This window comes from Allobosea sp. 2RAB26, assembly GCF_052115465.1.
Lineage (GTDB): Bacteria > Pseudomonadota > Alphaproteobacteria > Rhizobiales > Beijerinckiaceae > Allobosea.
The window spans coordinates 1-26,783 of sequence record NZ_JBFRGS010000027.1 but is presented as its reverse complement, the minus strand read 5'-3'; the positions used below and the strand labels follow the sequence as shown (position 1 = coordinate 26,783).

The following is a 26,783-nucleotide window of genomic DNA, read 5'->3' as shown; positions in this document are numbered from 1 at the left end:
GTGCGGCACAACAATCATGCCATTCCCTGAAATCACGTCGCAATCTCCGTCGAAACGGCCCGGAATCCGGATGCTGGACATCACATCGGCGCTGAAACCGCCCTCGGCATGCGCTATCCAGCGACCCTAATCCGATCGCCGCCTCGGCAGAACGTACTCTCGTCCAAAGCCTTCAAGGACTATGGTCCGACATCATTCGGACGATGGTCGCTTCGCCCTGACCTTCACCGCCGGCTCCCGTGCCCAGGTTGCGATGCCGCAGTGCGCCGGAATGAACCGAGGCGCCACCGGCGAGCTTCGAAACAATGGGTGGTGTCGCTTGCATCCGTAACCGTCTCCGGCATGCAGCGGCGAGGCGTTGGCGACTATGGTCCAACGAATTCCGACCATAGTCCGGCCGCGCTGGCCAGAAGTCCCAAGTACTTATGGATTGAACTTCCAATACTCAAGTCGCAATTGCCAAAACCTCACTTTATCGGCATCATCCTCGATAACAATTTCGCGAAATATCGGCTCAATTCCGCATCATTGGATCAGTATAGATCCAATATTTGCGATATTTCAGATGCATTGATCTAGCCTGCACGCGGCAGCGCGCCGAGATCCGGAAAGAGAGATCCTCCAGCAACCACTCGAGGCCGGCCAGGCCCCGAGCCGGATCGTGTTGACGCGTGCAAACAGACAAGCAATCGGGAGGTCCGGCTATGGTTACGTTTGATCGCGTAGACCTCGATTACATCCTGCAGCAGATCCTGATGGCCGAGGCCGGGCAAGGGCCCGTCAACCCGCATCTGGCCTTTGGATTGCGCGAGGTCGCAGGGACCAACAACAACCAGTCCACCGGCGCCGGCGGCTCAACATCGACATATGGATCGATCGACCAGCCTCTGCCTTTCTATGCGACACAGCTGTTCCAGCCAGGATACGCAGCGGGCACGCCATTCGTGGTGGATTCCACGCCGCGCACGATCTCCAACCTGATCTCCGACCAGAGTTCGGCCAACCAGGCCGCTGTCGACGCCTACAACGCCCTGCACCCGGAGCTGGCGACGCCCCTCACCGTGCAGCTTCAGTTCAATCCCGACGGCACAGCGAACTCCGGCTATATTGCCAATCTGGGCATCGCCAATGTCACGCCGGATGGCGGCATTTCCGCCCCGTTTAACACGTGGTTCACCCTCTTCGGGCAGTTCTTCGACCACGGCCTCGACCTGATCTCGAAGAGCCAGACCGAGATCGTCTTCATCCCGCTGCTGCCCGACGATCCGCTCTATGTGCAGGCGACGGCAACCAACCCCAACCCCAATAACTTCATGGTTCTGGCGCGGGCCGTGCAGCCGACATTGAACCTGGTCACTCCGTTCGTCGATCAGAATCAGACCTACACGTCTCACCCCTCGCACCAGGCCTTCCTGCGCGAGTACCTGTCGACGCCAGGCGCGCTCGCCGGAACGGTCACGATCGAGGCCACGGGCCGGCTGCTCGAGCACACCGATGCCACGGGTGCGAAACACCTCGCCACCTGGGCCGACGTCAAGGCCAATGCCCTGAAACTCGGGATCGCGCTGACCGACTACGATGTCGGCAATGTGCCGCTGCTGGCGACGGATGCCTATGGCAATCTCATCCTCGGTGCCCATGGCTTCGCACAGGTTGTCGTCGCACATGCTGGAGGCGGCACGACACTGGTCGAGGGCACAGCGACCGGCCTCGACCTGACAGATCCGCTGCCGCTCGAGAGCGGCGAGAAGGTTGTCCGCATTGGCCACGCCTTCATCAACGACATGGCGCATGCAGCGAGCCCGTTCGATTCAAGCGGCAACCTGCTGCAGCCCGACAGCGACGGACTCGCCGGAGGACCTGCGCCCGCGGCTGGCCTCTACGACAACGAGCTTCTGGACAGCCATTTCGTCGGGGGTGATGGGCGCGCGAACGAGAATATCGGCCTGACCACCGTCCATGAGGTCTTCCACAACGAGCATAATCGCCTGATCGAGCAGACCAAGGCGATGGTCCGGGGCGAACTCGCCAAGGGCGACACATCGTTCGCCCTGAACTGGGTGCTCTCCGGGGCCAATCTCGCGGACGGCATCCAGGACGATGAATGGGACGGGGCGCGGCTGTTCCAGGCCGCCAAGTTCGGCACCGAAACGCAGTACCAGCACCTGGTCTTCGAGGAATTCGCGCGCAAGGTCGTCCCGACCATCCATGTCGCGGGCGACACCAACATCCACCTCGACGCGGCGATCACCTCCGAGTTCGCCAATGCGGTCTACCGCTTCGGCCATTCGATGCTGGACGAGACCATCGACCGCTTCGATGCCAACGGCAATCCGGTCCTCAACCCGGCGACGAACCAGCAGATGACGCTGATCGATGCCTTCACCAACCCGCTGGCCTTCCTCGCTCAGGGCTCCGACGCCGCGGCCCAGATCATCCGGGGCGCGACCCAGCAGGTCGGCAACGAGATCGACGAATTCGTCACCGGCGCGCTGCGCAACAACCTGCTCGGCCTGCCGCTCGACCTCGCCGCCCTGAACCTGGCCCGCGGCCGGGACACCGGCGTGCCGACGCTGAACGCGTTCCGCCACCAGATCTACGATCAGACGCACGACGCCAACCTGCGCCCCTACCAGAGCTGGGACGATTTCGGTCACTACCTGAAGCACCCGGCTTCGCTGGTCAATTTCATCGCAGCATACGGGACGCATGCCGCCCTTACGGCCGAGGCGACAGTCCTCGACAAGCGCACCGCGGCGCTTGACCTGATGGTTTCCGCGCAGAAGACGATGAGCTTGAACTACGCCTTCAGGGATGCCGCGGGCAACCTGACGAGCTTCAAATATACCGATGCCGGCCTGAAGCACACCGACTTCGCCTTCGTCGATCAGACCGGCCGCTACACCGAATATGGGTTCACCGACGCAGCCGGCCATCTGACCAAAAGCGCTCTGGATTCGGCGGGGAACGCCAACATCGCCAATACGGCGAACACCCTCAACGCCGACAATATTGGCAATGCCGACCCATCACAGGATGCCGGCAAGCCGATTCTCGATGGCTTCGGTCATCAGATCTCGGTCGCCAACACCGATTTCAGCCAGGATGCCTACGACTTCCTGCATAGTCACGGCGCCTACGGCAACGCCGATCCGGCGACCTCCACCAATGCCAACCTCATCCACGACGCCAATGGCGCTGTCGCTCTCTGGAGCACTGGCTCGATCACCGGACTCGATCAGGTCGATATGTGGATCGGCGGCCTTGCCGAAAAACAAGCCCTGAACGGCAGCCTGCTCGGCTCCACATTCGAGCTCATCTTCCGCGTGCAGCTCGAAAACTTGCAGGACGGCGACCGGCTGTACTATCTGCCGCGGATCGAAGGCACACATTACTCCGACCAGATCGAGAACAACTCGTTTGCGGAGATGATCCAGGCCAATATCCCCGGCACGCATCACCTGCCCGCTTCGATTTTCCAGGCGATGGAATACCAGATCGAGGCCAAGGACTATTACCAGCTCGGTGCCAACGGCAATGTGCTGACGGATGCCAATGGCAACCCGCTCCTGCGCGCCAATCCGACATTCCCGACCTGGACGGATGCCAACGGCGTCGTGCACAACCTCGTCGAGATCACCAAGGACGGAACCCTTCATTTCATCGGCAAGGATTTCTACTTCGGGAACACCATGGTGCTGGGCGGCACAGACGCCAATGACAAGCTGCTGGCCGGAAACGCAGATGACGACACGGTCTGGGGCGACGGCGGCAACGACACCATCGACGGCGGTGGTGGCAATGACAATCTGTTCGGCGGTAGCGGCGACGACCTGATCACGGATCAGGCCGGCGATAATGTCGTGCATGGCGATGACGGCAACGACACGATCCTGCTCGGCAAGGGCGCCGACATCGTCTTCGGCGGCGCAGGCGACGACTACATTTCCTCGGGCGGCGGCATTGACGACGTCGTAGGCGGCGCGGGCAACGACATCATCCTGGCCGGCGAAGGCGGCGAAGAGGTTCAAGGCGATCAGGGCGATGACTGGATCGACGGCGGCAAGGATGGCGGCGACGTGCTCATCGGCGATGTCGGGGCGCCAACCGGCGAAACGCCGCTCTATACCGGCAACGATGTGCTGATCGGCGGAGTCGGCACCGTCATGAAGGGTTTCGGCGGCGACGACATCATGCTCGGCGTCGGCGGCTTCGATAAGTTCCTCGGCGGCACCGGCTTCGACTGGGCCTCCTTCGAGCTCGAGACGCAGGCCGTCAGCGTCGACATGAAGCGGCGCGAATTCATCTCGCCGATCAATCCGCTGGGCGGCGACGGCATTCGCGATGTGTTCAGTCATACCGAGGGCGTCAGCGGCTCGCAGTTCGACGACGAGATCCTCGGCGCCAATGACCCGCGAGCAGTCCGTGCGGCCGCCAAGGACGCCCTGCTCAATCCGAACCTGATCCTCGGACTTGCCGACACGCCGGCCGACTCGACCGGCAAGACCTACACCAATCACAACGGGACCCTCGAGGGCTCGTTCTTCGCGCCGGGCGTCGGCGGCCCCAACAGCGCTCTCGGCTTTGCCGGCGGTGACATCCTGCTCGGCGGTGCCGGCAACGACCGCATCGCTGGCGGCGGCGGCGACGACATCATCGACGGCGATGCGTGGTTGCACGTCGCATTGCAGCCGAATGCGCAGGGTGTGATCGGCGCCGGCAGCCAGATCCTGCGCGAGATCCGCTACGACGACACCCACCCCAATAACGTCGACACGGCCGTCTACAGCGACAACGCAAGCAATTACACGATCACGGTGCGCGGGGCCGCCGGCGCAACTGTGGTCCGCCAGCTGGATGCAGCAACAATCGCGGGGCTGGCGAGCGGCGCGATCCAGCTCGCACCCGATGCGCAGGGCTTCGTCACGGTAGCGCATACGCCCGCCGGCGCCGTCGCTGCGACGAAGAACGCAGTCGATGACGGCACCGATCGCCTGCGCAATATCGAGCGGCTCGAGTTCGCCGATGTCACCGTCGACGTCTCCGGTGGCCGCAACCACATCCCGGTCAGCACGCTCACCGTCACCGATCGAACCGGCAACATCGCGGCACCTGCCGTTGGAGACACCCTGTCCTCGAACTTCGCCACGGCCGGCGTGATCAAGGATGCAGACTTCGCAGGCGGTATCATCACCACCCCGATCTCCTATCAATGGCAGTATCAGGACCTGATCCGCGCCGAGTGGATCAACATCACGGGCGCGACGAATCCCAACGCCCTGGTTCCCGGCGACTTCGAGGAGGGTCTGCAGATCCGCCTGAAGGCCACCTATACGGACGCGCATGGCTACACCGAGACGGTGACGAGTGCGCCGACACCCCTGCTCGCCGCGGACCCCGGCAAGAACTTTGGGCCGACGCAGAACCAGCGCGTCGTCCAGCTCGTGGACAATGTCGATGCCTATCAGGGCGAGAAGATCAACGTCTTCGTTCCGATCACGAATTTCTGGACCGACGACCATACGGCGAACACCGCACTCCACTTTGCCGCGACGCTCGCCAATGGCCAGATTCTCGATGGCTCGGCGGCTGCATTCGGTCTCCGCTTCACGCTTCAGTCCGACGCGACCGGCATCACCGGTGCCACCATCACCGGCCAACTTCCGGTCGGCTTCAACGGAGCGATCGACCTCCGATTCTATGCCACGGACGATGCGATCACGACGCCGGCGGGCGTGGTCCTGCCCGCGCATACCTCGACGGCCGACTTCGCCATCAACGTTCTCAACACCACCGGGAATGTCGCCAACAATCCCGCCGCCGCCGTCACTGCGGCCGCGGCCCCTGCTGCACCAGCAGCGGATCCGATGGGGGTGAGCTTCGACCGCGTCGATCTCGACTGGATCCTGAACAATATCAAGATGGCCGAGGCCCATCAGCCACCCGTCAATCCGCATCTTGCCTTCGGGCTGCGCGAGGTCGCCGCAACCAACAATAGCGCGGTGTCCGGCCAGGGCACGTTCGGCGCCTCGGACCAGTCATTCCTGCGACTGACGACCCCGGTGCTGGGCCTCGCCCAGGACAACCCCTTCGCGCCCGGCCTCAACCTCACGAGCTATGCGCAGACGCATGGCAGCGTCTATGATTCCAACCCGCGCATGATCAGCAACCTGATCGTGGATCAGAGCGCCGCCAATCCTGCCGCACTCGAGGCTGCCACGTCGCAGGCGACGGTGATGCCGGCGGTGCAGGACCCGAACAAGGTCGCGGCCCTCGACGGCTTTGACCCGACCACCGGACTGCCGAACTACTCCATCCCGAACGTGACGCCGGATGGTGGCATTTCAGCGCCGTTCAACACCTGGTTCACGCTGTTCGGCCAGTTCTTCGACCATGGCCTCGACCTCGTCAACAAGGGCGGCAATGGCAGCGTCATCATCCCGCTGCTGCCGGACGACCCGCTCTACAAGGCGGGCAGCCCGACCAATTTCATGGTGCTGACGCGCGGAACCATGATCGAGCGCACCGCGGGCGCCGACGGGATCGTCGGCACGTCGGACGACACCTTCACGCACGAAACCACCAACGCGATCACGCCGCCGGTCGACCAGAGCCAGACCTATTCCTCGCATCCCTCGCATCAGGTGTTCCTGCGCGAGTACATCAACGTCGCAAATGCTGGCCAGGCGCCGAACATCCATTCGACCGGACGGATGCTCGACCATGTCAACCAGGCCGGAGCGACCCAGACCGGGAATGCCGACGCGACGGCGGCGACCACCGACCTCTCGCACCACATGCCGACCTGGGCCGACGTCAAGAAGAACGCGCTCGATAATCTTGGGCTCAAATTGTCGGATTACGACGTGGTCAGCGTGCCGCTCGTCCAGGCCGACGCCTATGGCAACGTCATCCGCGGCCCCAACGGCTTTGCACAGGTCGTCTATCAGGTGCTCGCCACCGACAGCACGACCCATATCACGACGTTGCTCGCCGAGCGGACCATCGAGGGCACCGCAGCCGGCCTCGACATCGACCACATCGCGGTGCCGGCTGGCCTCGCTGCCCCGCCGAACGCGACGCTGTCGACGCAGTATGTCGGCGCCGGCGTCGCCTTCATCAACGACATGGCCCACAATGCCAGCCCGTTCAACGATTTCGGCCAGGCTCTCACCGCCGACGGCGACGGCGTCGCGGGCAATGCGCTCCCGGTCGATCCGGCCACGGGCCAAAATCTGGTCTACGACAACGAACTCCTCGACGCGCATTACATCGCAGGCGACGGCCGCGTGAACGAGAATGTCGGTCTCACCGCCGTACATGATGTCTTCCATTCCGAACATAATCGGCTGGTCGAGCAGACGAAGGCCTTCATCCAGGCCCAGCTCAACAAGGGCGATACCTCGTTCGCATCGGAATGGGTTCTCCCGGGCGTCAACCTCGCGCCGGGCACTGGCGGCACGGCCCATCAGATCACAGCCACCGAATGGAACGGCGAGCGCCTGTTCCAGGTCGCCCGCTTCGGCACCGAAACGCAGTACCAGCACCTCGTCTTCGAGGAATTCGCGCGCAAGATCGCGCCCGACATCCATGTCTCGGGTGATACCAACATCCATCTCGACCCGGCCGTGTTCGCCGAATTCGCCCACACCGTCTATCGCTTCGGCCACTCGATGCTGGACGAAAACCTGCAGCGGTATTCGCTGCACCATGGCGCCGACGGAGATCCACTGAACGGCACGCCCGAACTGGATGCCAACGGCAACCCGATTCTGCTCGACGGCAATGGCAATCAGGTTTCAAGCAATATCGCCCTGCTGACCGCCTTCACCAACCCGCTTGCCTATCTGAATGGAGGCGCCGACGCATCCGGCCAGCTTGCTCTCGGTTCCATGGCCCAGATCGGCAACGAGATCGACGAGTTCGTCACCGGTACGTTGCGCAACAACCTGCTCGGCCTGCCGCTCGATCTTGCCTCGCTCAACATCGCGAGGGGCCGGTCCGAGGGCGTGCCGGGGATCAACCTGGTTCGCAACGAACTCTATAGCCAGACCAACGACGCGTCGCTGAAGCCATATGAGAGCTGGCACGAGTTCGGCCAGTTCCTGAAGCACCCAGCCTCGCTGATCAACTTCGTCGCCGCTTACGGCACCCACGCGACCATCGTCAATGCGACGACACTCGCCGACAAGCGTGCAGCTGCATTGGCACTCGTCAGTGCCGGCGAGAACGAAGCCAATCGCGGCACCGACGCCTATGACTTCATGCACAGCACCGGCAACTACGCGAACAACGTCAACGATCCGCGCGCCTATCATGGCGCATTGATCGATCCTACCACCGGCTCGGCTCAGATCGACCCTGTCACGCATCAGCCGATGCTCGATCAGACCCCGCCGCATTACAGCACGGGCTCGGTCACCGGCCTTGACGCGGTCGATCTGTGGATCGGCGGTCTGGCCGAGAAGCAGAACCTGCATGGCGGCCTGCTCGGCACGACATTCGACTATGTCTTCAAGCTGCAGATGGAAAACCTGCAGGACGCCGACCGGCTCTACTATCTGCCGCGCATCGAAGGCATGCAGTTCTCCGACCAGATCGAGAACAATTCCTTCGCCGAGATGGTGATGAACGCCACCGGCGTGCACCACATATCGGCCAGCATCTTCCTGACGCCGGAATACAAGATCGAGGCTACGGACTTCTATCAGCACAATGCCGATGGCAGCGTTGCGGTCGACAGCCACAACAACCCGATCTTCGCGGTCGGTCCGGCGATACCATCCTTCACCGGCACGGACGGGCAGTTGCACCCACTGGTCGAGATCCAGGGCGACGGGACCGTGCACTTCCTCGGCGAGGACAACTTCTTCGGCAACACGATGGTGCTCGGCGGCACCTCGGCGAATGATCGGCTGATGGCTGGTCAGGCAGATGACGACACGGTCTGGGGCGATGCCGGCGACGACATCATCGATGGTGGCGGCGGCAACGACAATCTATTCGGCGGCGACGGCAACGACATCCTGAGCAACACCAACAGCTCCATCGGCTCATCGTTCCACGGTGATGGCGGCGACGACACCATCTATGGCAGCAAGGGCGACGATCTGATCTTCGGCGGCGCCGGCAACGACCTGATCTACGGCAACCAGGGTGTCGACGACATCGTCGGCGGATCGGGCAACGACATCATCTATGGCGGCGAGGGCGGCGAGGAGATTCAGGGCGACGAAGGCGACGACTGGATCGATGGCGGCCCCGACGGCGGCGATGTGCTCATCGGCGACGTCGGTGCACCGACCGGACAATTCCCGCTCTATGCCGGTGACGACGTGCTGATCGGCGGCGTCGGCACCGTGATGAAGGGCTTCAGCGGCGACGACATCATGCTCGGCGTCGGCGGCTTCGACAAATTCCTCGGCGGGCTGGGCTTCGACTGGGCCTCGTTCGAGAGGGAGACGCAGTCCGTCGCCGTCGACATGAGCATCAAGGAGTTCATTGCGCCCGACGCACCTCTCGGCGCCGATGGCATCCGCGACATCTTCACCCAGACCGAAGGCCTGAGCGGCTCCCGCTTCGACGACATCCTGACCGCGGACAATAATGCGCGCGCACCGATCGTGCCGCTCGCCAAGAATCAGCTCAACAATCCCGGCCTGATCAAGGGCCTGGCCGATGGCCCCGTGGACGGCTTCGGCAACCCCCAGCTGTCCTTCATCAATGGCACGACGGAAGGGGCATTCTTCAAGCCCGGCACGGCGGTGGGCATCACCGGCAATATCGTCCTCGGCGGCGGCGGCAACGACATCATCGAGGGCGGCAGGGGCGACGATGTCATCGACGGTGACGCCTGGCTTCATGTCGAACTCTTGCCGAACGCCGCAGGCGTCGTCGGCCTGGGCAGCCAGATTCTGCGCGAAATTCGCTACGACACGACTCCCGGCAACATCGATACGGCCGTGTTCACCGGCAACGCCTCCGACTACACGATCGACGGCAATGAGGACGCCGAGGGCTTCATCACTGTCGTGGACAGCGTGGCCGGGCGCGACGGCACCGACCGGCTGCGCAATATCGAGCGGCTGCAATTTGTCGACACGACAATCGACGTGTCCCAAATCGACTTCGCCGTGACGACACACAATCATATTCCGCAAGCCAACCCCTCGATCGGAGGAGCCGCCCTCCAGGTCATACTTGCCGCTGGGCTGGCCGCCCCGCAGGTAGACAGCGCACTGACCGCTGACGTGACGAACCTGGTGGATTTCGACTTCGCCGGCGGCACAATCACCAATCCGCTGTCCTTCCAGTGGCAATACCTGAACATCGCGCGCGGCGCCTGGGTCAACATCGCCGATCCGGCGCTCCACCCCAACGGCGCCACCACGGCGACATTCACGCCGACCGACTTCTTCCTTGGCCAACAGCTTCGTGTCGTCGTGACCTATGCCGACCCGGCGGCTCAGGCTGGCTTTGTCGAGCGCGTCGTCTCGGCCCCCACGGCTGTCCTGGTTCCCGATCCACTTGCCGCAAACACGGCGCCATTCGTCGTGGCGCAGCAGGAACTCGTCGGGCTGCCCAATACGGCAGCAGCGCAGGACAAGCCGATTACCAACATGTTCCTGCCGCTGACGACGGTCTTCGGCGATCGGGAGACGGCCGCGACGGCGCTCACCTACACGGCCGCCATCGTCGATGCCAACGGCACTGCGCATCCCATCACGAACGCGACTTCGTTCATGGGCCTCTCCTTCACGGTGGATCGGGATGCGACGGGCGCAGTCACGGACGGGCATATTACCGGCACGCCGCCGGCAGGCTTAACGGGCGGCATCACGGCGCGCATCACGGCGATGGACCCGCAGGGGCTCGCTGTCACCAATGACTTCACGATCGATGTGCTCGGCCGCAGCAATGGCACGCCGGTCTTCGGCAGCAATCCCGTCAATGCCCAGTTCAACGAGTTCACGACGGCGGCCGTCACCGCCGCGCAGAATCTCAGTACGCCGGCAGGTACGCTCATTGCCAATCTGAGTGCGACAGACACCCTGACGGCATTCCAGATCGCCAATCACCAGGCCGCGGCCCCGCTGGCATGGAGCATCGTCAACGGCGACGCGCTCACACAGGGGCTGTTCAAGATCGGAGCCACGACCGACACGGTCACGGCAGCCGGCGTCACCAGCGCTGCGACCCTGGTGTTCAATCAGGCTCCCGATTTTGAGGCGATCAAGCAGCAGCTCGGCGGCAATCCCAATGCCTCGATCAACGCCGCCGGCACCGAAATCACCTTCACGATCCAATTACAGGTGAGCGATGGTGACCAAACAGCGATCCAGACCGAGATCGTCCGGATCGAGAACGTCAACGAGGCGGCCTCGGGAGCAGTCCATGTCGGCGGCTTCAGCGCCAGTACGGCCAACGCAGTGCTTGCCGGCACTGACACGCTCGCCGATCCCGACCTGATCACAGCAGCCAACCCCACGGGCCGGATTGCCGGCATCAATCCGCCCGGCACCGCAGCCCCCTTCCAGTGGCAGCAATGGAACGGCACCGCCTGGGTCAACATCACGGGCGCAGCCGGCACGGCGCCGTCGCTCACGATCGCAAACCAGACGGTCCGGCTTACGGCCAGCTACGGTGACGTGTTCGGGGCGAACAATCCGGCCAACACCCCTGCGGCAATGATCTCGCCAGAGACCTTCGTGGTTGGGAACGGTAACGGCAACACCTTGTCGGGAGACGTTCCGGCCGGCCTCTTCGCCAACGGGCACAACCGGACCTTCCTCGGCCTCAGCGGTGTCGATACCGTATCCTATGCCAACGACGCGTCAGGCGTCGCGGTGAACCTTCTTGATCCGACCAAGAACACCGGCATCGCCGTCGGCGACAAATACGTGTCGATCGAGAACGTGACCGGCGGGTCGGGCAACGACATTCTGACCGGCGATGCCAACGCCAATGCCCTCACCGGCGGTGTCGGCGACGATCTCTTCATTGCCACAGTCAACGACGGCAACGACAATTATGCCGGCGGCGCCGGCATCGACACCTACGACCTGTCTGCAACCTCTGCCGGGGCCGTCGTCACGACCAGCAGCGCAACGAGCAGTCAGATCGGCAACGACACGTTGAGCGGCATCGAGAATATCATCGGTAGCCAGGGCGCCGACACCATCACCGTCAATGGCGGCGTGAATGTCATCGACGGCCAGGGCGGCAACGACATCATCGATGCCGGCGCCGGCATCGATACCGTCCATGGTGGCTCGGGCGATGACATCATCACTGGCGGCACCGGCAACGATGCGCTGTTCGGCGACGCTGGAAATGACAGCTTCATCTACACCATCGGTCATGGTGCCGATGCGGTCGATGGCGGCGCGGACACCGACAAGCTTATCATCACCGGCACCAACGCGTCCGACACGCTCAATGTCGTCTTCAGCGGCACCACGCTGACCGCCTTCGAGGGCGGAACCATCACCGGCATCGAGCAGGTCACCGCGGATCTCGGATCCAATAGCGGGTCGGGCGACACCTTGTCCTATGCTGGAACGACTGCCGCCGTAACCGTCAATCTCGGAGCGGGGACCGCCTCCGGCTTCACCTCGATCGCCAATATCGAGAACGTCACCGGAGGCAGTGGCGACGATAGTTTGACGGGCAATGGCGGGAACAACACCCTGAATGGCGGCCTTGGCAACGACACGCTCAACGGGGGCGGCGGGACCGACACGATGATCGGCGGCGCGGGCGACGATATCTACATCACCGATGGCAACGACACCCTCACGGAAGCTGCCAACCAAGGCACGGACACGGTGCGGAGTTCCGTCACCTTCACGCTTGCCAACAACTTCGAGAACCTCACCCTGACCGGGAACGGCAATATCAACGGAACAGGAAACAACGCCGCCAACGTCATCATCGGCAACGGCGGCAACAACACCCTCACCGGCGGCGCAGGCAATGATGTCATGACCGGCGGCGCAGGCAGCGACACCTTCCTCTTCAACACGACCAACGAGTCCGGCGTAGGGGTCGGCAACAATGATGTGATCACCGATTTCGAGGGGGCCGGCGTCGCTGGTGGCGACATCATCGATCTCTCGGCAATCGATGCCAACACCGGCTCTGGCGGAAACCAGGCCTTCACCTTCATCGGTAGCGCCGCCTTTTCCGCCGCAGGGCAGGTGCGCGTCATCCAAAGCGGCGGCGACACGGTCGTCCAGCTCAACACGAACAACAATGTCGGCACGATCGAAATGGAGATCAAGCTCGCGGGGCTTCACAGTCTCGCCGCCGGCGACTTCATCCTGTGAACAGAGAGCGGGTAGCGCGATGGAGCCATCCTCGCGCTGCCCGCCGCTGCGCGGCGGTGCCTCCTGCTCGCCTCCTATCGCGGCTCCGGCAGGAGTACTGCGCCGCTGGCGAGATGGCCGATCGTTTTGTCGACATGCCGGCGGGCGATCGCAAGCAATGCCTGCTCATCCCGCCACGATGCAGGCCCCTCCGTTTCGTGAAACTGGCCCCGATCGGCGGCGATCTCGCCGGCCAGCCATTGGGCCAGCACGGCCCTGTCCATCGTGCCGTCCAGCCGTGCGGTGATCGCACGTCCCATTTTCGATAGGTGAACCGCGACGTGGCGCAATCCGGTCACGGACGGAAGCCCGAAGGCAGCCTCCGCTCGCGCCAGCGGCCAGGCGACGGGGCGTGCGGCATCTTTCCGACCGACGCAGAGCGCCAACAAGGAGGGCTCGGCCCGGCCTTCATGGATGAGGCTCATGAGCACGCGCGCGACCCGGGGGCCCTCCTGCCCGGAAGCGAGTTCCGCGACCGGGAGCGTGCCCGGCCATGCGTCGGCCAAGCGCGACATCGCTTGCGCGACAGCCGCGACCCTGGTTCCCAGCCGGCGCCCCCGCGCGTCCTTGAACGATGCCGTCTCGCCTGCTGTTGGCGCCGTCCGCTCGAGTCGCATCGAGATATGGAGACGGCGGAGATCGGCCAGCGTCGGCGCGCGGATTGCGCGGGCCGCGCCTGCCTTGACGAGCAGCGAGCGCCGGAACGGCCTGCCGCCATACTGGTCGAGCAGCCCGCCCGCCCCGATTGGGTCCTGCACCGCCAGTTCCGCAATCCGGCGCCGCATGTCCGGCGCAAGCAGTTCGCGGGCATCGGCATCAAGGTCGGCTTCGCACAGGAATCCGAGGCCGTGCCTGGCCGCCCGCTCCATGAAGTCGCCGAACGAGCAGGGTGCGTTATGTTCGGTCAGGAACTCGCCCAGCAAATAGGAACCCGGCATCCGCAGCAGGCGTGCCGCTTCCGCGCGCGTGATCTGACCGAAAGCGAAACCTCCGGCGGTCGCCTTCCGCAGGGTCTCGAGGACCGCGCGGGCCCGCTCGACGCGCTCCCGCGGCGAGCCCCGGCCGCAGACCTGACTGCGCAGGATGTCGCGGACGGGGCTGCGCAGATGCCAGCCCGGCAGAACATTGTAGCTGACGGCCGCGATGCCGTTATCGGCAAGCGACGCCTCGATCACGCGCAGGATCGCGTCCTGCACATGCCCCGGGACCCAGCTGAAGACACCGTGGCAGATCACATAGTCGAAATGTCCGCGGGCGCTGCCGGAATTGGCGAGATCGGCCTCGACCAGCTCGATATTGCCAAGGCCCAGCGCAGCGATCCTGCGGCGCCCGTCTGCAATCTGCCGGGACGACAGATCGATGCCGACGCAGTGTGAGCGCGGGAAACGAGCGGCCATCGGGATGAGATTGCCCCCCGACGCGCAGCCGAGCTCCAGCACGCGCGCCGGCTCAGCCGAAGGAGCGTCGAGACCGTGGAGGGCCGCAAGCGCGCCGAGCGCGGCAGGATGCGTGTAGGCGATCGGCAGCGAGAGATATGGGAAGCCGTCATAATCGCTGGCATCGCCGCCGGGTCCATCGTTCTCGGCAATAGGGCTTGGATACGCTGGGTCGCCTACGCTCATCCGCCCCCCTCGTCACCTACACCGTGCCGGCCGCCCAACGGGTATTGCAGCCCCCGCGTCGCCTGGCAGGCAGAGCGGATCATACTGAGCCTGCGAACAGGATAACTGCAACCATATGGCCAGCGGGCATTGTCACGGGAATGGTGCGATCTGAGCCTGCCACGGTAGGACAGTGGCATGCAGCCGATTTCCTACGCTCGTTACCAGTTCCCGCCTGGGAGGTCACCGGCCTTGGCGGCAACGACGAAATCCATGGCGGGGCAGGCGACGATATTCTCGATGGCGGCCCGGGCGGCTTTGACAACCTGTTCGGCGAGGCGGGCAACGACCGGCTGACATTGGCGACGAGTGATGGCGGCGGCGTGGCCTCGGGCGGCGAGGGCGACGACGTCCTCTTCGGCAGCGACACCTCCTTCAACAACTTCGACAACACTGTGCAGGGCGATGCCGGCAATGATGAATTGCATGCCGGTGCGGTCGGCTCGGGCATGAGCGGAGGCGGCGGCTCGGATCGGCTATCAGCGGTGCGGCCGACGACCAGATGGACGCCGGGCGCGACGAGTTCGGCTTCGAGCTGGACAATGCGCAGGACCTCTTCGTCTACAGCGGAACCGGGCGCTGGAGCACCGAGGGCAGCTTCTTCGGCGACACCGTCTCCGGCTTCCAGGATGGTTCCGACCTGTTCGACCTGCGCGGCAGCGGGCTGCAATTCGCCGATCTCTCGATTGTCAACGAGGACTTCCAGACGACGATCACCTCGAACCGCGGGCAGATCACGATCTTCGAGAGTTTCGGGCAGGAGGTTTTCCTCGACCAGGATGATTTCCTGTTCGGCCCGGCGCCCGCGCCATTCTCCACCGATCCGCTGTTTATCTAACGGGCTCGGAGGCTGATGACCTCATCCGGAACAGGAGCGCTAACATGGCGATCCCGTTCCGGGGTGCGCAGTTCGCGTGTGAGCATTTGAGTAAGGTCTATCAGGTGACCTCCGGCATCTTTGCTCAGTGCGAAAAAATCCGTCGCAAAGCCTGGTCGAAAAGGGAGAGCGCCATCTCCGCTCCTCCTGTCGATGCAATCTCACGTGGAGAGATGGGAACCGAGTGCAGCGGCGATCGCGTCGAAAAGCGCAGCGTTCCTCAGGGGCTTCAACAGGATCGAAATGATGTCGGCTGATCCGAACGCTTCGCGAACACTAGCATCTCCACGTGCGGTAATCACGATTGTCGGAATATGGATGCCGCTCTTCACCAGGTGACGGTGAAGCTCGACGCCAGTCATCCCTGGCATTTGCACGTCCAGAATGAGGCAAGCAGGTGCTCCTTCGGCCAGGGTTGTCAGAAATTCGCGGGCCGAACTGAAGGTCCTGGAGTCATGCCCATGAACTCGCAGCGTCCGGCACAAGGACTTCAGCACGGACGGATCGTCGTCCACGATAGCGATCCAAGTTGAACCTTGGGCCATAGGGCAAAATATGGGGCCTTTCCCGCTGGTTATCGACCTGACCGTTGGGCCAGTACACCACCCGCATAGTCGGAGGCTCGGTCGATCCGAGAGGGTCCGATGGGTGGCGGGGGGATGAGGGCGACCCGCCTCGAAAGCCTGTCAGGCATTCTCCGAAGACTGGCTCAACGCGCTTGAAGCTCCGGGGATAATGCTGAGCGAGGAGGTTATCGCGGACGGCAGCGCATTCTTCACCTTGGCCTGCAAGATGGGCCTCGAGGGGATTGCGAAATGCTCCGCCACTGTAGCACAAAATGAACCGCGCGCTTTACGAACTTTGGGAGTGGTTAGTCTCGTCGTTCGCCTGCGAAAACCATGCGCTTGCCTCAGGGCTGTACTGCGCTGCTTCAAAGCGCAGTTCTGGGACAGAATAAAACCTCCTCTTCGGTTCCCGCGAAAATGACAATTCTGTTAACTGGGCGTCATCGATGCGTCATTTCGCGTTCGCTAGCTTGCAACTCATAGCCAGGTGCCTGTGTCGCGTGCGTACTGAAGTCCTTCTGATCAAGCCGCAGTTCGTATTCTTGCGGCGTTCGCCGGCAATCAGAACTTCAGCCACACTCTGACCAAAAGCACTTTCACCCTTGAGGGGGCCATTCCTTGGGCTTTTCGGGAGAAAGGATAGTTTTGTGAGAGGTATCTATAAGTACAATTCGTCATGCGACGATATGACAATGAAATTTCACGACAGAAGTAGCCAATATTGATTTGGGGCGATAAATCTATGGGGCAGGACCATGGCGGACCGATCGATCGCTATAGTCGATGATCACCCGATGTTGGTGGAGGGGATCGCTGCGTTGCTGAAACGACGGGGCGGTTTCGCGCTCGCCGCGACCGGGAATGCTGCGGACGATATCGTCGCGATCACCTGCACCCATCAGCCCGATGATATGATCGTCGATCTGGGCATGGCGGGGGATGTTTTCAAGGCGATTGCGGAGGCATCCCGGATCTCGCCCAAGACGAAGATCATCGTGTTCACGGCCTCGGCCAGCACCGATGATGCGATCAAGTCTCTCGACGTCGGGGCGAAGGGCTATGTCCTAAAAGGCGGCCCGGGCGACGACCTCATTCAGGCCCTTCAATGCGCGCAGCAGAACGATGTCTATGTCAGTCCCTCGTTCGCGACCAAGCTGATCTCCGCCTTGAAGGACAAGGCCCTCGAACGACAGAAGGCGGCCTGCAACAGGCTCAACGTCCGGGAGGAGCAGATCGTCAGACTTCTGCTTTGCGGGAAGATGAACGGCGAGATCGCGCGCGAGCTTTCGCTGAGTAACAAGACCGTCAAGGGCCACATGACCACTCTGATGGCCAAACTGAATGCCCATACGCGCCTGGAGGCGATGATTGCTGCGCAAAAGCTAGTTGCTGGGGCGAGCATGCCGACTGTTACAAGGTTCGGCCCGTGACGGCCGCCGAATCCTGCCGGCAACAGTTGAGGGGGTATCGGCAGGGAGCGGGCCAAGTTTGAGACAATGACGAGTACCGCTCACTAATCGATCTAAATCCGCATGCGGGAATACCGAGCAGACCGCAGGCGAAACCGGGCGCTGTAAATCGGAAACTGCGCCTTTAGCAGGAATTGGATCGCCAGCAGATTGACACCCTGGCGTAGTGTTATGTCACGATCAGAAGTTTCTCTAACACCGTGAAGAGACCAATGGACTTCACTAGCTGTCGCGCGAGCTTAGGAATGCCCTCCGCATCTAACGTCAGGTAAGCGGCCAGGATCGTCCAAGGTCACTCCCCGCCCCGCTAGATCGAGCGGGGCGTGTGCTGTCTCAGGCAACGGTCTCAGCGAGGTCCTTGGCAACTTTGAATTTCACAACCGTTTTGGCCGGAACTTCGATCATCGCCCCAGTCGAGGGGTTGCGGGCTTGACGAGCATCGCGTTTCGCCGCGGAGAGCTTGCCGACTCCGCCTAGAGTGACATCGTCACCTTCATTGAGCGTCTTCGATACGACAGCAGCCAGAGAGGTGAGGATCGCTCCAACATCAGCCTTCGACTTATTGGTCTCTTCGGCAATGGCTGCAATGAGTTCGTTCTTAGTCATCGGAAATCCATCTAAGTTCGGGAATCCCGACATAGTCCAGCGATACCGATATGCAAGGTCCGTCGATATCGCAGGAGGGAGGCCAGCCCCTGGTGACGTGTGTCGGTGGCTCTAAACGTTCGCCTTAGCCAATACCTTTTGGTTCCATCGTGGACCATACGGGAGCGCGCCTCATCGGGAAGTCCCTGCAAATGCGCATTCGGCGCCTCGACTTCGATCTCGACGTTTTTTTGAGATCTCGGCAAGCAGCTCCACCAATGGCAACTCGCCTTCTCCTGGATAGAGCCTGCCAGCGCGCATATCGGCGTATAAATCGGCAGGCGCCGGGGCGTCACAGAGCCGCCAGGATTACCCTAGGATCCATCGCCGTCGCCCGCTCGGGAGGCACGCCGGCCGCGGTCGTCGCTGCTTTTTCATGAGTAGGCACGTTGCTGAGCGGGATGGACTCCAGCCCGACCTTGATAGCGAACGCCTCGGCGTACTCGCGGAGGGGTGGCGCCCGTGCGTGGTCGTCCAGTGAGAAAGCGGCCAAGCCAAGGAAACGCACCACTTCCATCATGAACAATGGAAAACCGCGGCAGGTGCCGCTGTAGCGCGAGCTTAGGAATACCCTCTAGTCCTCTAGTTCAAACGCGGGCCGAACCGCTCCCTGAAAGCCGTTGCGTCTTCCGCATCGGGAAAACTTACGCGGATCCGTCGGTGCTCGGGCTGCATGACGATGCGAGCATGATGAGGAATTTCGCGTTCAATCAACCAAAGCCCGATGTCAAACAGGCGTTCGTTTAGCATGAGAGGTTCGAGGGGGAGGTCGATCGACAATGAGCCCGCGGTGCCCAGGAGCCCCACAGCGGCGTCGAACTTCTGCATGCCGCCCTCCTGCGCCACTCCCATGCGTTTAGCCTTCTCCACCGACTTGCTCAATCGAGACGCTCACGTTGCCGGCGTGTTCTTGGCCAAGGGCCGAATAAATTCAGAACCGCCGTCGTCGTCCCGCTAGACTGGGCCTCGCTCGCCAAGTGCAACCTTGGCAGCTTCGACCGCGGCTCGGGCGACATGGAGGTCCCCGCTTCCGTCCTTGGCGTCCTTCGCCACCCGACGAGCATCCAAGATATCGGCGCCACGTTCATGACGGTTGCAGGAATGGCCTCCGATCTGTCTCAGGAGCTAGCCGCATTCCGAGTCAAGAAAGTGGCTCGTCAGCGCCTGCGCGGCCACTCAACTCATCATTGCCCGGGAGCCGAACGATTGGACAATGCTGCGATAGAACCGGCGCCTGACGGCATCCTAGCCGTCGAGCGCGCGGCGAGACATTCAAACGCCCAGTTTGTTGTCAACCTCGCCGATCTGAACAAGATTCTTGAGCAAATTAAGGTTGCAGAGCGTAACGTTGCGGGTGAAAGTCTTGTCGATATTATCGGTCAAGATGCATCCTTGCTGCCAATCGGCCTTAGAACGGTCGATGGCAGTAACAATCATCTCCTTCCAGGTCAGAGCCAGGCTGGCGCTGCGGACGAAATCTTCCCGCGGCTGCTGACCCCGACCTACATCAATGATGCCGATGGCGACATGATGCCGCTCGGCCCCCCCGGAGCACCGGTCGTCACCAATACCAATTACGACCCCACCATCACCACCTCGAGCAACCAGCCGGGTGTGAACGTCCACAGCGTCGCCGATGCCGACCCTCGCATCATCTCGAACCTGATCGTCGATCAGACGCTGACCAACAGGTCTGCCCTGATCGCGGCGCTCGAAAGGAGTGCGGCGGCCGGTGGTATTTCGCTGACGCCAGGGTCTTCCGTCGCGGCAGCCGCCGCCGATCTGATCCTGGCCGCGCGTGATGCGGCTGCCGCGGCTGCTCCCTTCGCCGCGGCAACGGCGTTAGCTTACGGGCAGGCCGTGACGGCTGCGGGAATTGTACAGACCCAGATCAGCAGCGCGCTTGCGAGCCTGACGGCGCTTCGCGCCGACGTGGCCGCCGATGGCGTCGTCGACGTCTCGACGAATGCAGGCGACGCCGTCACGGCGGCGACGGCCGCCCTTGCGGCAGCAACCAGCGTCCTGGCTGCGCTTCAGGCGCCCGGCACGGCTGCCGAAGCCGCGGACATTGCCAGCGCCCAGGCCCAGGTGAACGCCCTCACGACCTTCGTGGCGACCGTGACGGCSGTGCAGGGAGCCGTCGGCGACGGCGTCACCATTCCCGAATTCAATACGGTCGTCCTTGCCGAGGGCACCGCCCAGGGCCTGGCGACCGCTGCAGCGGCCAATGCGGTGGCGCTCTCCCAGGCCGTGGCCGACCCGGCCGGCCAGCACCTGGTCAATCTCATCGCGGATGCCGGTCTCGAGTTGTCCAATGATGGTTCGATCCTGATCGAGGACCGTTCGCCCGACGTCGGCCTCTCGCCTCCAAACAGCGCCTGGATGACGTTCTTCGGCCAGTTCTTCGATCACGGCCTCGACCTCGTCACCAAAGGCAGCAACGGCACGATCTACATCCCGCTCCAGGCCGACGATCCGCTGATCGCCGGCCCGGACCATATCCTCGGCAATGCGGACGACCTTGCGCCGGAATTCCGCTTCATGACGTTGTCGCGGGTGACGCCCTTCGACGCCAATGGCAACCCGAATCCGCTGGGAACCGAGTCCCAGAACACGACGACGCCGTTCGTTGACCAGAACCAGACCTACACCTCCAGCGCCTCGCATCAGGTTTTCCTGCGGGAGTACAAGTTCAGCGTGGACGCCGTCGGTAATGATGGCATCGCGGACACGCATGCCGTGAACACCGGCCACCTGCTCAATGGCGTCCATGGCGGCATTGCAAATTGGGCAGAAGTGAAGGCGCAGGCGGCGGAGAAGCTGGGGCTGGAGTTGAACGACGCCGATGTCCTCGACGTCCCGCAACTCGTCGTCGACGCCTATGGCAAGTTCACGCCGGGCACGCATGGCTATGCCCAGGTCATGGTCAATGTGTTTGAAAACGACGGGGTGACGACCCGCATTTCAACGGTTGCCGTCGAGGGCAAGGCGGGCGGCCTGGACATTCACCACATCCTTCCGAGCGACCTGCCGGCAGGTTTCGTTCCCTTGCCGGGGGCGACAGCAACCGTCTTCCAGGTGATCGGTACCGGTCATGCMTTCCTCAACGACATCGCGCACACTGCTGTACCGGTGGTGATCGGCGGCGTCTTGCAGCCCGACGCCGACAGCATTGTCGGGAACCCCGTCCCGGATGACGGCCAGGGCCATAATCTTCAATACGATGATGAACTGCTCAACTCGCATTTCCTGACCGGCGACGGCCGCGGCAACGAGAACATCGGGCTGACCGCGGTTCACACGATCTTCCATTCCGAGCACAATCGCCTCGTCGAGGCGAACAAGGACACCATCATCGCCTCCGGCGACGTGGCCATCGTCAATCAATGGCTCGCCGCCGATCCCGACAACGCCCGGACGGCGATCAGTCAGGTCGAGCTCGATGCCATCAACGCGCTGACCGACCCGTTSGCAAAGGCTGCGGCGATCGATGCMTTGGACTGGGATGGCGAGCGTCTGTTCCAGGCCGCCCGCTTCGTCACCGAGATGCAATACCAGCATCTCGTGTTCGAGGAGTTCGCGCGSCGCATTCAGCCGAATGTCGATCCGTTCGTCTTCACCAACTCGGCCGATCTGAATCCGGCGATCGTCGCCGAGTTTGCCCACACCGTCTATCGYTTCGGCCATTCGATGCTGGTCGATACCGTGGACCGGCTCGACAATGATCTCTCGCTCGTCAACAGCGACAACGCTTCGGCCGATGATGCGCAGCAGGTCGGCCTGATCCAGGCCTTCCTCAATCCGCAGGAATTCACCGCCGGCGGCGTCGTCCGGGATAGCCTTGGGRSCCCYGTCGGATTCAGCGACGAGGTGGCGACYGGTGCGCTCATCCGCGGCATGTCTCGTTCGGTCGGCAATGAAATCGACGAATTCGTCGTCGAAGCCTTGCGGAACAATCTGCTCGGRCTGCCGCTCGATCTTCCCGCSTTGAACCTCGCCCGGGCTCGCGACACCGGCATYCCGAGCTTGAACGACGCGCGCGCTCAAATCTACGCCACGACCGGCGGCGCCGACCTCAAGCCCTATACCAGCTGGGCCGACTTCACYCAGCACATCAAGCACCCGCTATCCGTGGTCAAYTTCATCGCAGCCTATGGCACCCATCCGCTGATCGCCGCCGAGACGACCTCGGAGGGCAAGCGTGCAGCCGCCATGGCCATCGTGCTCGGCACCGATCAGACCGTGCCAGCGAATGCCGCCATGCAGCCGCCGGTCCTGGCGCATACGATTCATGCTCCGGCTGACCGCCTCGACTTCCTGAACGCGACCGGCCTCTATGCGGCGGACGGCGCCGGTCCCCATGACGACAGCCTTGGCGGACTGAACCATGTCGATCTGTGGATCGGCGGTCTGGCCGAGGAGATCAACGAGTTCGGCGGCCAGCTCGGCTCGACGTTCAACTTCGTGTTCGAATATCAGCTGGAGCACCTGCAGAACGGMGACCGGTTCTATTACCTCAGCCGCACGCAGGGCATGAACCTGCTGAACCTGCTGGAGCCCAATTCGTTCACCGACCTGGTCATGCGCAATACCGACCTGGGCGATCTCCATTCGACGCATCTTCCGGGCAACCTCATGTCGGTTCCGGACATGATCCTGGAGCTCGACAAGCTGGCGGGTCAGGAGAACTATAGCGGCATTGCCGCGCGCGACGGGACCGATCCAGCCGATCGCAGCCTGCTCGATCCCGTGCACTCCGATCCTTTCGTGCAAGGCATCGATCCCAAGGTTCACCGGGTCGAAGGGACGGCCCGCCTGGATGCCAACGGTCAGCCGGTTCTCGATGCGGATGGCAAGCCGATCTTCGATGGCGGAATCCTGCAGTTCTCCGGCGGTGAACACGTCGTTCTCGGCGGTACCGAGGGCAATGACAGGCTGTATGGCGACAAGGGCATCGACACCCTCTGGGGCGATGACGGCAATGACTATCTGAATGCCGGCATGGAATCCGACCAGGTGTTCGGCGGCGGCGGCGACGACATCATCGAGGATCCGTTCGGGGACAATTTCCTGCGCGGCGAAGCCGGTGACGACGTGATCGCCAGCGATGCGGGCCTCACCCTCATGTTCGGCGGCGAGGGCAACGATTTCATCATGGGCGTCACGGACGCCAAGGAAGTRTTCGCCGGCCCGGGCAATGACTTCATTCTCGGCGGTTCCGCGCCCGACGGACTGATGGGCAATGAAGGSGATGACTGGATCGAGGGAGGCGAGGGTTTTGACGGWCTGTCGGGTGAAAACTCGGACCTGTTCTTCAACTCGCCGATCATCGGACACGACATCCTCAACGGCCAGGGCAACGACACCGACTATGATGGCGAGTCCGGCGACGACATCATGGTCCAGGGCGCCGGAATCCAGCGCAATAACGGCATGCTGGGCTTCGACTGGTCCATTCAGAAGGGAGACGAAACCGACGGCGTCATCGATCTCGGCATCTCGCGCTTCGCCAATCAGCTCGCGCTGACATTGCGGGACCGCAACGACTCGGTSGAAGGYGCCTCGGGCTGGAAGCACAACGATACATTGATCGGGACCAGCTTTCCGGTCGGCGCTGTCGGTGCAGGAACCGGCCCGGTCAATGGCCCCGCGACGGACAGCAAGCTTCTGTCCCAGAACGTCGACCTGATCCGCGGGCTCGAGGACTTCATCAAGCTGGCGYCCGGTGCGGTCATCGGACAATCGGCGGSGACCGTCGCGGCCATGGCGGTCCCTGGCTCGCATTTCCGCGATCTCGCTCCCGACACCACTGTCTTCGACCCCGGCAATGGTGGCGACATCCTGCTCGGCGGTGCCGGCAGCGACACCATCACTGGAAATGCCGGCAATGATCTGATCGATGGCGACCGCTGGCTCAATGTCCGGATCTCGGTGCATGCCACCAAGGACCCGGCGAGCGCCCAGCTGTTCACGGTCGATGGCTTGACCACCCTCATCTCGGGGACCGGCAATGCCAATTGGGACGGAAAATCGGTCGCCGACCTGATGCGAACCGGACAGATCAATCCGGGCCAGCTCGAAGCGGTGCGCGAGATCATCTCCGACGGCGCCCTGGCAACCGATACCGACGTGGCGGTCTTCCACGGCAGCCGCGCCGACTTCACCCTCGCGCGCAATGCCAACGGCACGGTGACAGTCGTCGACACTGTCGTGGCACCGGTCCTCGGGGCAGATGGCATCAAGATCCCGTTGATCGACGACGAAGGCACCGACACGCTCGTGAATATCGAGRTCGCGCGGTTCACGAATTTCGATGCCAATGGCATTCCGACCGGAACGTTCACGGATGTGTCGCTGGCACGAGCAAGCGGCGCACCGACGATCACCAGCACCGGCACCAATGTCCTGACGGCCAGCACCGCTGGAATCGTCGACGCCAACGGCATTGCCAACACCATCCGCTACCAATGGCAGACCTCGGCAACCGGAACRGGMCCCTGGACCAATGCCGGGCWGCCGACGGCCAACGCCAACCGCACCATCAACGACGCCAATTTCTAYCGGGTGATCGTCAGCTATATCGATGGTGACGGGCTTGCCGAGTCGGTGACCTCCCAGATCGTCGCCCGGGTCGGAACCGGTGGGAWCGAMACCATTACCGGCACGGCCGATCCAAACCTGATCAACGGCCTGGCGGGCAACGACACGCTGAACGGCCTGGCAGGTGACGACGTCCTGAATGGCGGAGCCGGCGCCGATACGCTCAATGGTGGCGCCGATAACGATACGCTGGTCGCCGGTGTCGACACCGTCCGCGACGTCCTCGATGGTGGCACCGGGATCGACACCGCGGATTACTCGGCGGCAACGGCGGTTTTGACCGTGACGCTGAACGGCGCAACCGCGGCGGTCGTTGCGGGGTCGGGGACCACGAACGCAACTTCCGACACGATCGCCAATATCGAGAATTTCATCGGCGGGAGCGGCAACGACTCGATCACCGGTGATGCCAACGACAACGCGCTCAGCGGCGGGGCCGGTAACGACGCGCTGACCGGTGGACAGGGCAACGACGTGCTCAGCGGCGGGGCCGGTGCCGACACGCTGAACGGCGGCGCAGGCAACGATCGTCTCGATGGCGGCGCCAATCCCAACACTACGGGCGACGTCATGACCGGCGGTGCCGGCGACGACACCTATGTCATCGACGATGTGGCMGGCACGGCKGCTCAACGGGACCAGGTCATCGAGGCTGCAGGCGCTGCCGGCGGCATCGATACGGTGACCGGAGCGGTCAATCTCGACCTCGCACTCTACGCCAATGTCGAGAACGTCACGCTGACGGGAACCGCGAATGTCAGCGCGACTGGCAATACCGGCGACAACATCCTCACCGGCAATGCCGGCAACAACGCACTGACCGGCGGCRMCGGCACGGACACGGCGGTGTTCACCGGATCGGTGCTCGACCATACCCTCACCACGACMAAYGCSGGCGTGCTGACCATTACAAGCGATGCCGATGGCCGCGACACGCTGACGACGATCGAAAAGGTTCAGTTCGGCGCGACGGCCTACACCACCCAGTTGGGAACGGCAGCCGGGACGACGATCACCGGCTCGGCTGGCAACGACCTGATCTTCGGCCTCGGGGGCAACGATACGATCAATGCCGGCRCYGGTGACGACGCCATCGTCTGGCGGGTCGGCGATGGYCGCGATGTCGTCAATGGCGGGGCCAACGGAACGGTCGGCGATGCCTTCAGCATCACCGGCGACAATTCGGACGAGGTCTTCTCGATCTATTCCAGGTTCGAGTGGCTGAAAGTCGCAGGCAATCTCGCCAGCGATCTCAATGCCAACACGGATATCGTGATCACCCGCAACGGCAMGGGTACGGCCTCGGTCGTGGCCGAGCTGGATCAGATCGAAGAGATTTCGATCAATACCGGTGGCGGCAATGACAGCGTCCTCGTGGTCGGCAACCTGACCCCCTCGGATCTGCGCTTCAACACCATCACGGTGAACTCCGGCACAGGTGACGACACGGTCGACGTGACGGCTCTCGAATCGGCCCACCACGTCGTGCTCAATACGGGCGGCGGCTCCGACCATCTGGTTGGCATGCGTGCCCAGGATGAAATGCACGTGACCGGACCAGCTGCAGCCGGCGGATCGACTGGCGGCGGTGGCAGTAA

10 protein-coding genes and 1 pseudogene are annotated in these 26,783 nt (G+C 62.9%); 6 read left to right on the top strand and 5 right to left on the bottom strand.

The annotated features are described in order from the left end of the window. Positions 1-704 precede the first annotated feature (704 nt). A complete protein-coding gene (locus tag AB4118_RS30975) occupies positions 705-13,328 on the top strand; it encodes a peroxidase family protein (RefSeq protein WP_441493335.1) in 12,624 nt (4,207 codons plus the stop codon). Positions 13,329-13,402: 74 nt separating this feature from the next. On the opposite strand, the gene AB4118_RS30970 is transcribed toward AB4118_RS30975, so the two are convergent. After that, positions 13,403-14,989, bottom strand: coding sequence for a methyltransferase (locus tag AB4118_RS30970; RefSeq protein ID WP_441493334.1), 1,587 nt, complete (start codon positions 14,987-14,989; stop codon positions 13,403-13,405). Positions 14,990-15,129: 140 nt separating this feature from the next. Here AB4118_RS30970 and AB4118_RS30965 point away from each other — a divergent pair. Continuing rightward, positions 15,130-15,249 (top strand): annotated as a pseudogene (locus AB4118_RS30965) (hypothetical protein); the annotation flags it as partial. Here AB4118_RS30965 and AB4118_RS30960 read toward each other — a convergent pair. Further along, complete coding sequence (locus AB4118_RS30960; protein WP_441493364.1) at positions 15,190-15,456, bottom strand: hypothetical protein; 267 nt, start codon at positions 15,454-15,456, stop codon at positions 15,190-15,192. The pseudogene AB4118_RS30965 and the gene AB4118_RS30960 sit on opposite strands and share 60 nt — an antisense overlap. 74 nt (positions 15,457-15,530) lie before the next feature. Here AB4118_RS30960 and AB4118_RS30955 point away from each other — a divergent pair, with 74 nt between their 5' ends. Beyond that, on the top strand, positions 15,531-15,866 hold the full coding sequence (locus tag AB4118_RS30955) for a hypothetical protein (RefSeq protein ID WP_441493363.1): 336 nt from the start codon (positions 15,531-15,533) through the stop codon (positions 15,864-15,866). Positions 15,867-15,910: 44 nt separating this feature from the next. Then, positions 15,911-16,162, top strand: a complete 252-nt coding sequence (locus tag AB4118_RS30950) for a hypothetical protein (RefSeq protein WP_441493362.1) — start codon at positions 15,911-15,913, stop codon at positions 16,160-16,162. On the opposite strand, the gene AB4118_RS30945 is transcribed toward AB4118_RS30950, so the two are convergent. Then, positions 16,067-16,450 carry a response regulator transcription factor gene (locus tag AB4118_RS30945; protein ID WP_441493333.1) on the bottom strand — a complete coding sequence of 128 codons (384 nt, stop codon included), beginning with the start codon at positions 16,448-16,450 and terminating at the stop codon, positions 16,067-16,069. The genes AB4118_RS30950 and AB4118_RS30945 overlap by 96 nt on opposite strands. 776 nt (positions 16,451-17,226) lie before the next feature. Here AB4118_RS30945 and AB4118_RS30940 point away from each other — a divergent pair. Then, on the top strand, positions 17,227-17,901 hold the full coding sequence (locus AB4118_RS30940; RefSeq protein ID WP_441493332.1) for a response regulator: 675 nt from the start codon (positions 17,227-17,229) through the stop codon (positions 17,899-17,901). Positions 17,902-18,273: 372 nt separating this feature from the next. Here the strand turns inward: AB4118_RS30940 and AB4118_RS30935 are convergent, their stop codons facing one another. Then, positions 18,274-18,546 carry an HU family DNA-binding protein gene (locus AB4118_RS30935; RefSeq protein ID WP_441493331.1) on the bottom strand — a complete coding sequence of 91 codons (273 nt, stop codon included), beginning with the start codon at positions 18,544-18,546 and terminating at the stop codon, positions 18,274-18,276. Between the two features lie 621 nt (positions 18,547-19,167). Continuing rightward, entirely contained in the window at positions 19,168-19,413 is a 246-nt protein-coding gene (locus tag AB4118_RS30930; protein WP_441493330.1) for a hypothetical protein, read from the bottom strand. Positions 19,414-19,977: 564 nt separating this feature from the next. On the opposite strand from AB4118_RS30930, the gene AB4118_RS30925 reads away from it, so the two are divergent. Then, the coding region (locus tag AB4118_RS30925) for a peroxidase family protein (RefSeq protein ID WP_441493329.1) at positions 19,978-26,783 on the top strand (6,806 nt) is incomplete at its 3' end.

Excerpts from the sequence above, each read along its gene's own strand:
- AB4118_RS30945 (WP_441493333.1), bottom strand. The coding sequence starts at position 16,450 with ATGGCCCAAGGTTCAACTTGGATCGCTATCGTGGACGACGATCCGTCC.
- AB4118_RS30950 (WP_441493362.1), top strand. The coding sequence starts at position 15,911 with ATGGCGATCCCGTTCCGGGGTGCGCAGTTCGCGTGTGAGCATTTGAGT.
- AB4118_RS30940 (WP_441493332.1), top strand. The coding sequence starts at position 17,227 with ATGGCGGACCGATCGATCGCTATAGTCGATGATCACCCGATGTTGGTG.
- AB4118_RS30970 (WP_441493334.1), bottom strand. The coding sequence starts at position 14,989 with ATGAGCGTAGGCGACCCAGCGTATCCAAGCCCTATTGCCGAGAACGAT.
- AB4118_RS30975 (WP_441493335.1), top strand. The coding sequence starts at position 705 with ATGGTTACGTTTGATCGCGTAGACCTCGATTACATCCTGCAGCAGATC.
- AB4118_RS30960 (WP_441493364.1), bottom strand. The coding sequence starts at position 15,456 with ATGCAATTCATCATTGCCGGCATCGCCCTGCACAGTGTTGTCGAAGTT.
- AB4118_RS30955 (WP_441493363.1), top strand. The coding sequence starts at position 15,531 with ATGGACGCCGGGCGCGACGAGTTCGGCTTCGAGCTGGACAATGCGCAG.
- AB4118_RS30935 (WP_441493331.1), bottom strand. The coding sequence starts at position 18,546 with ATGACTAAGAACGAACTCATTGCAGCCATTGCCGAAGAGACCAATAAG.
- AB4118_RS30930 (WP_441493330.1), bottom strand. The coding sequence starts at position 19,413 with ATGCAGAAGTTCGACGCCGCTGTGGGGCTCCTGGGCACCGCGGGCTCA.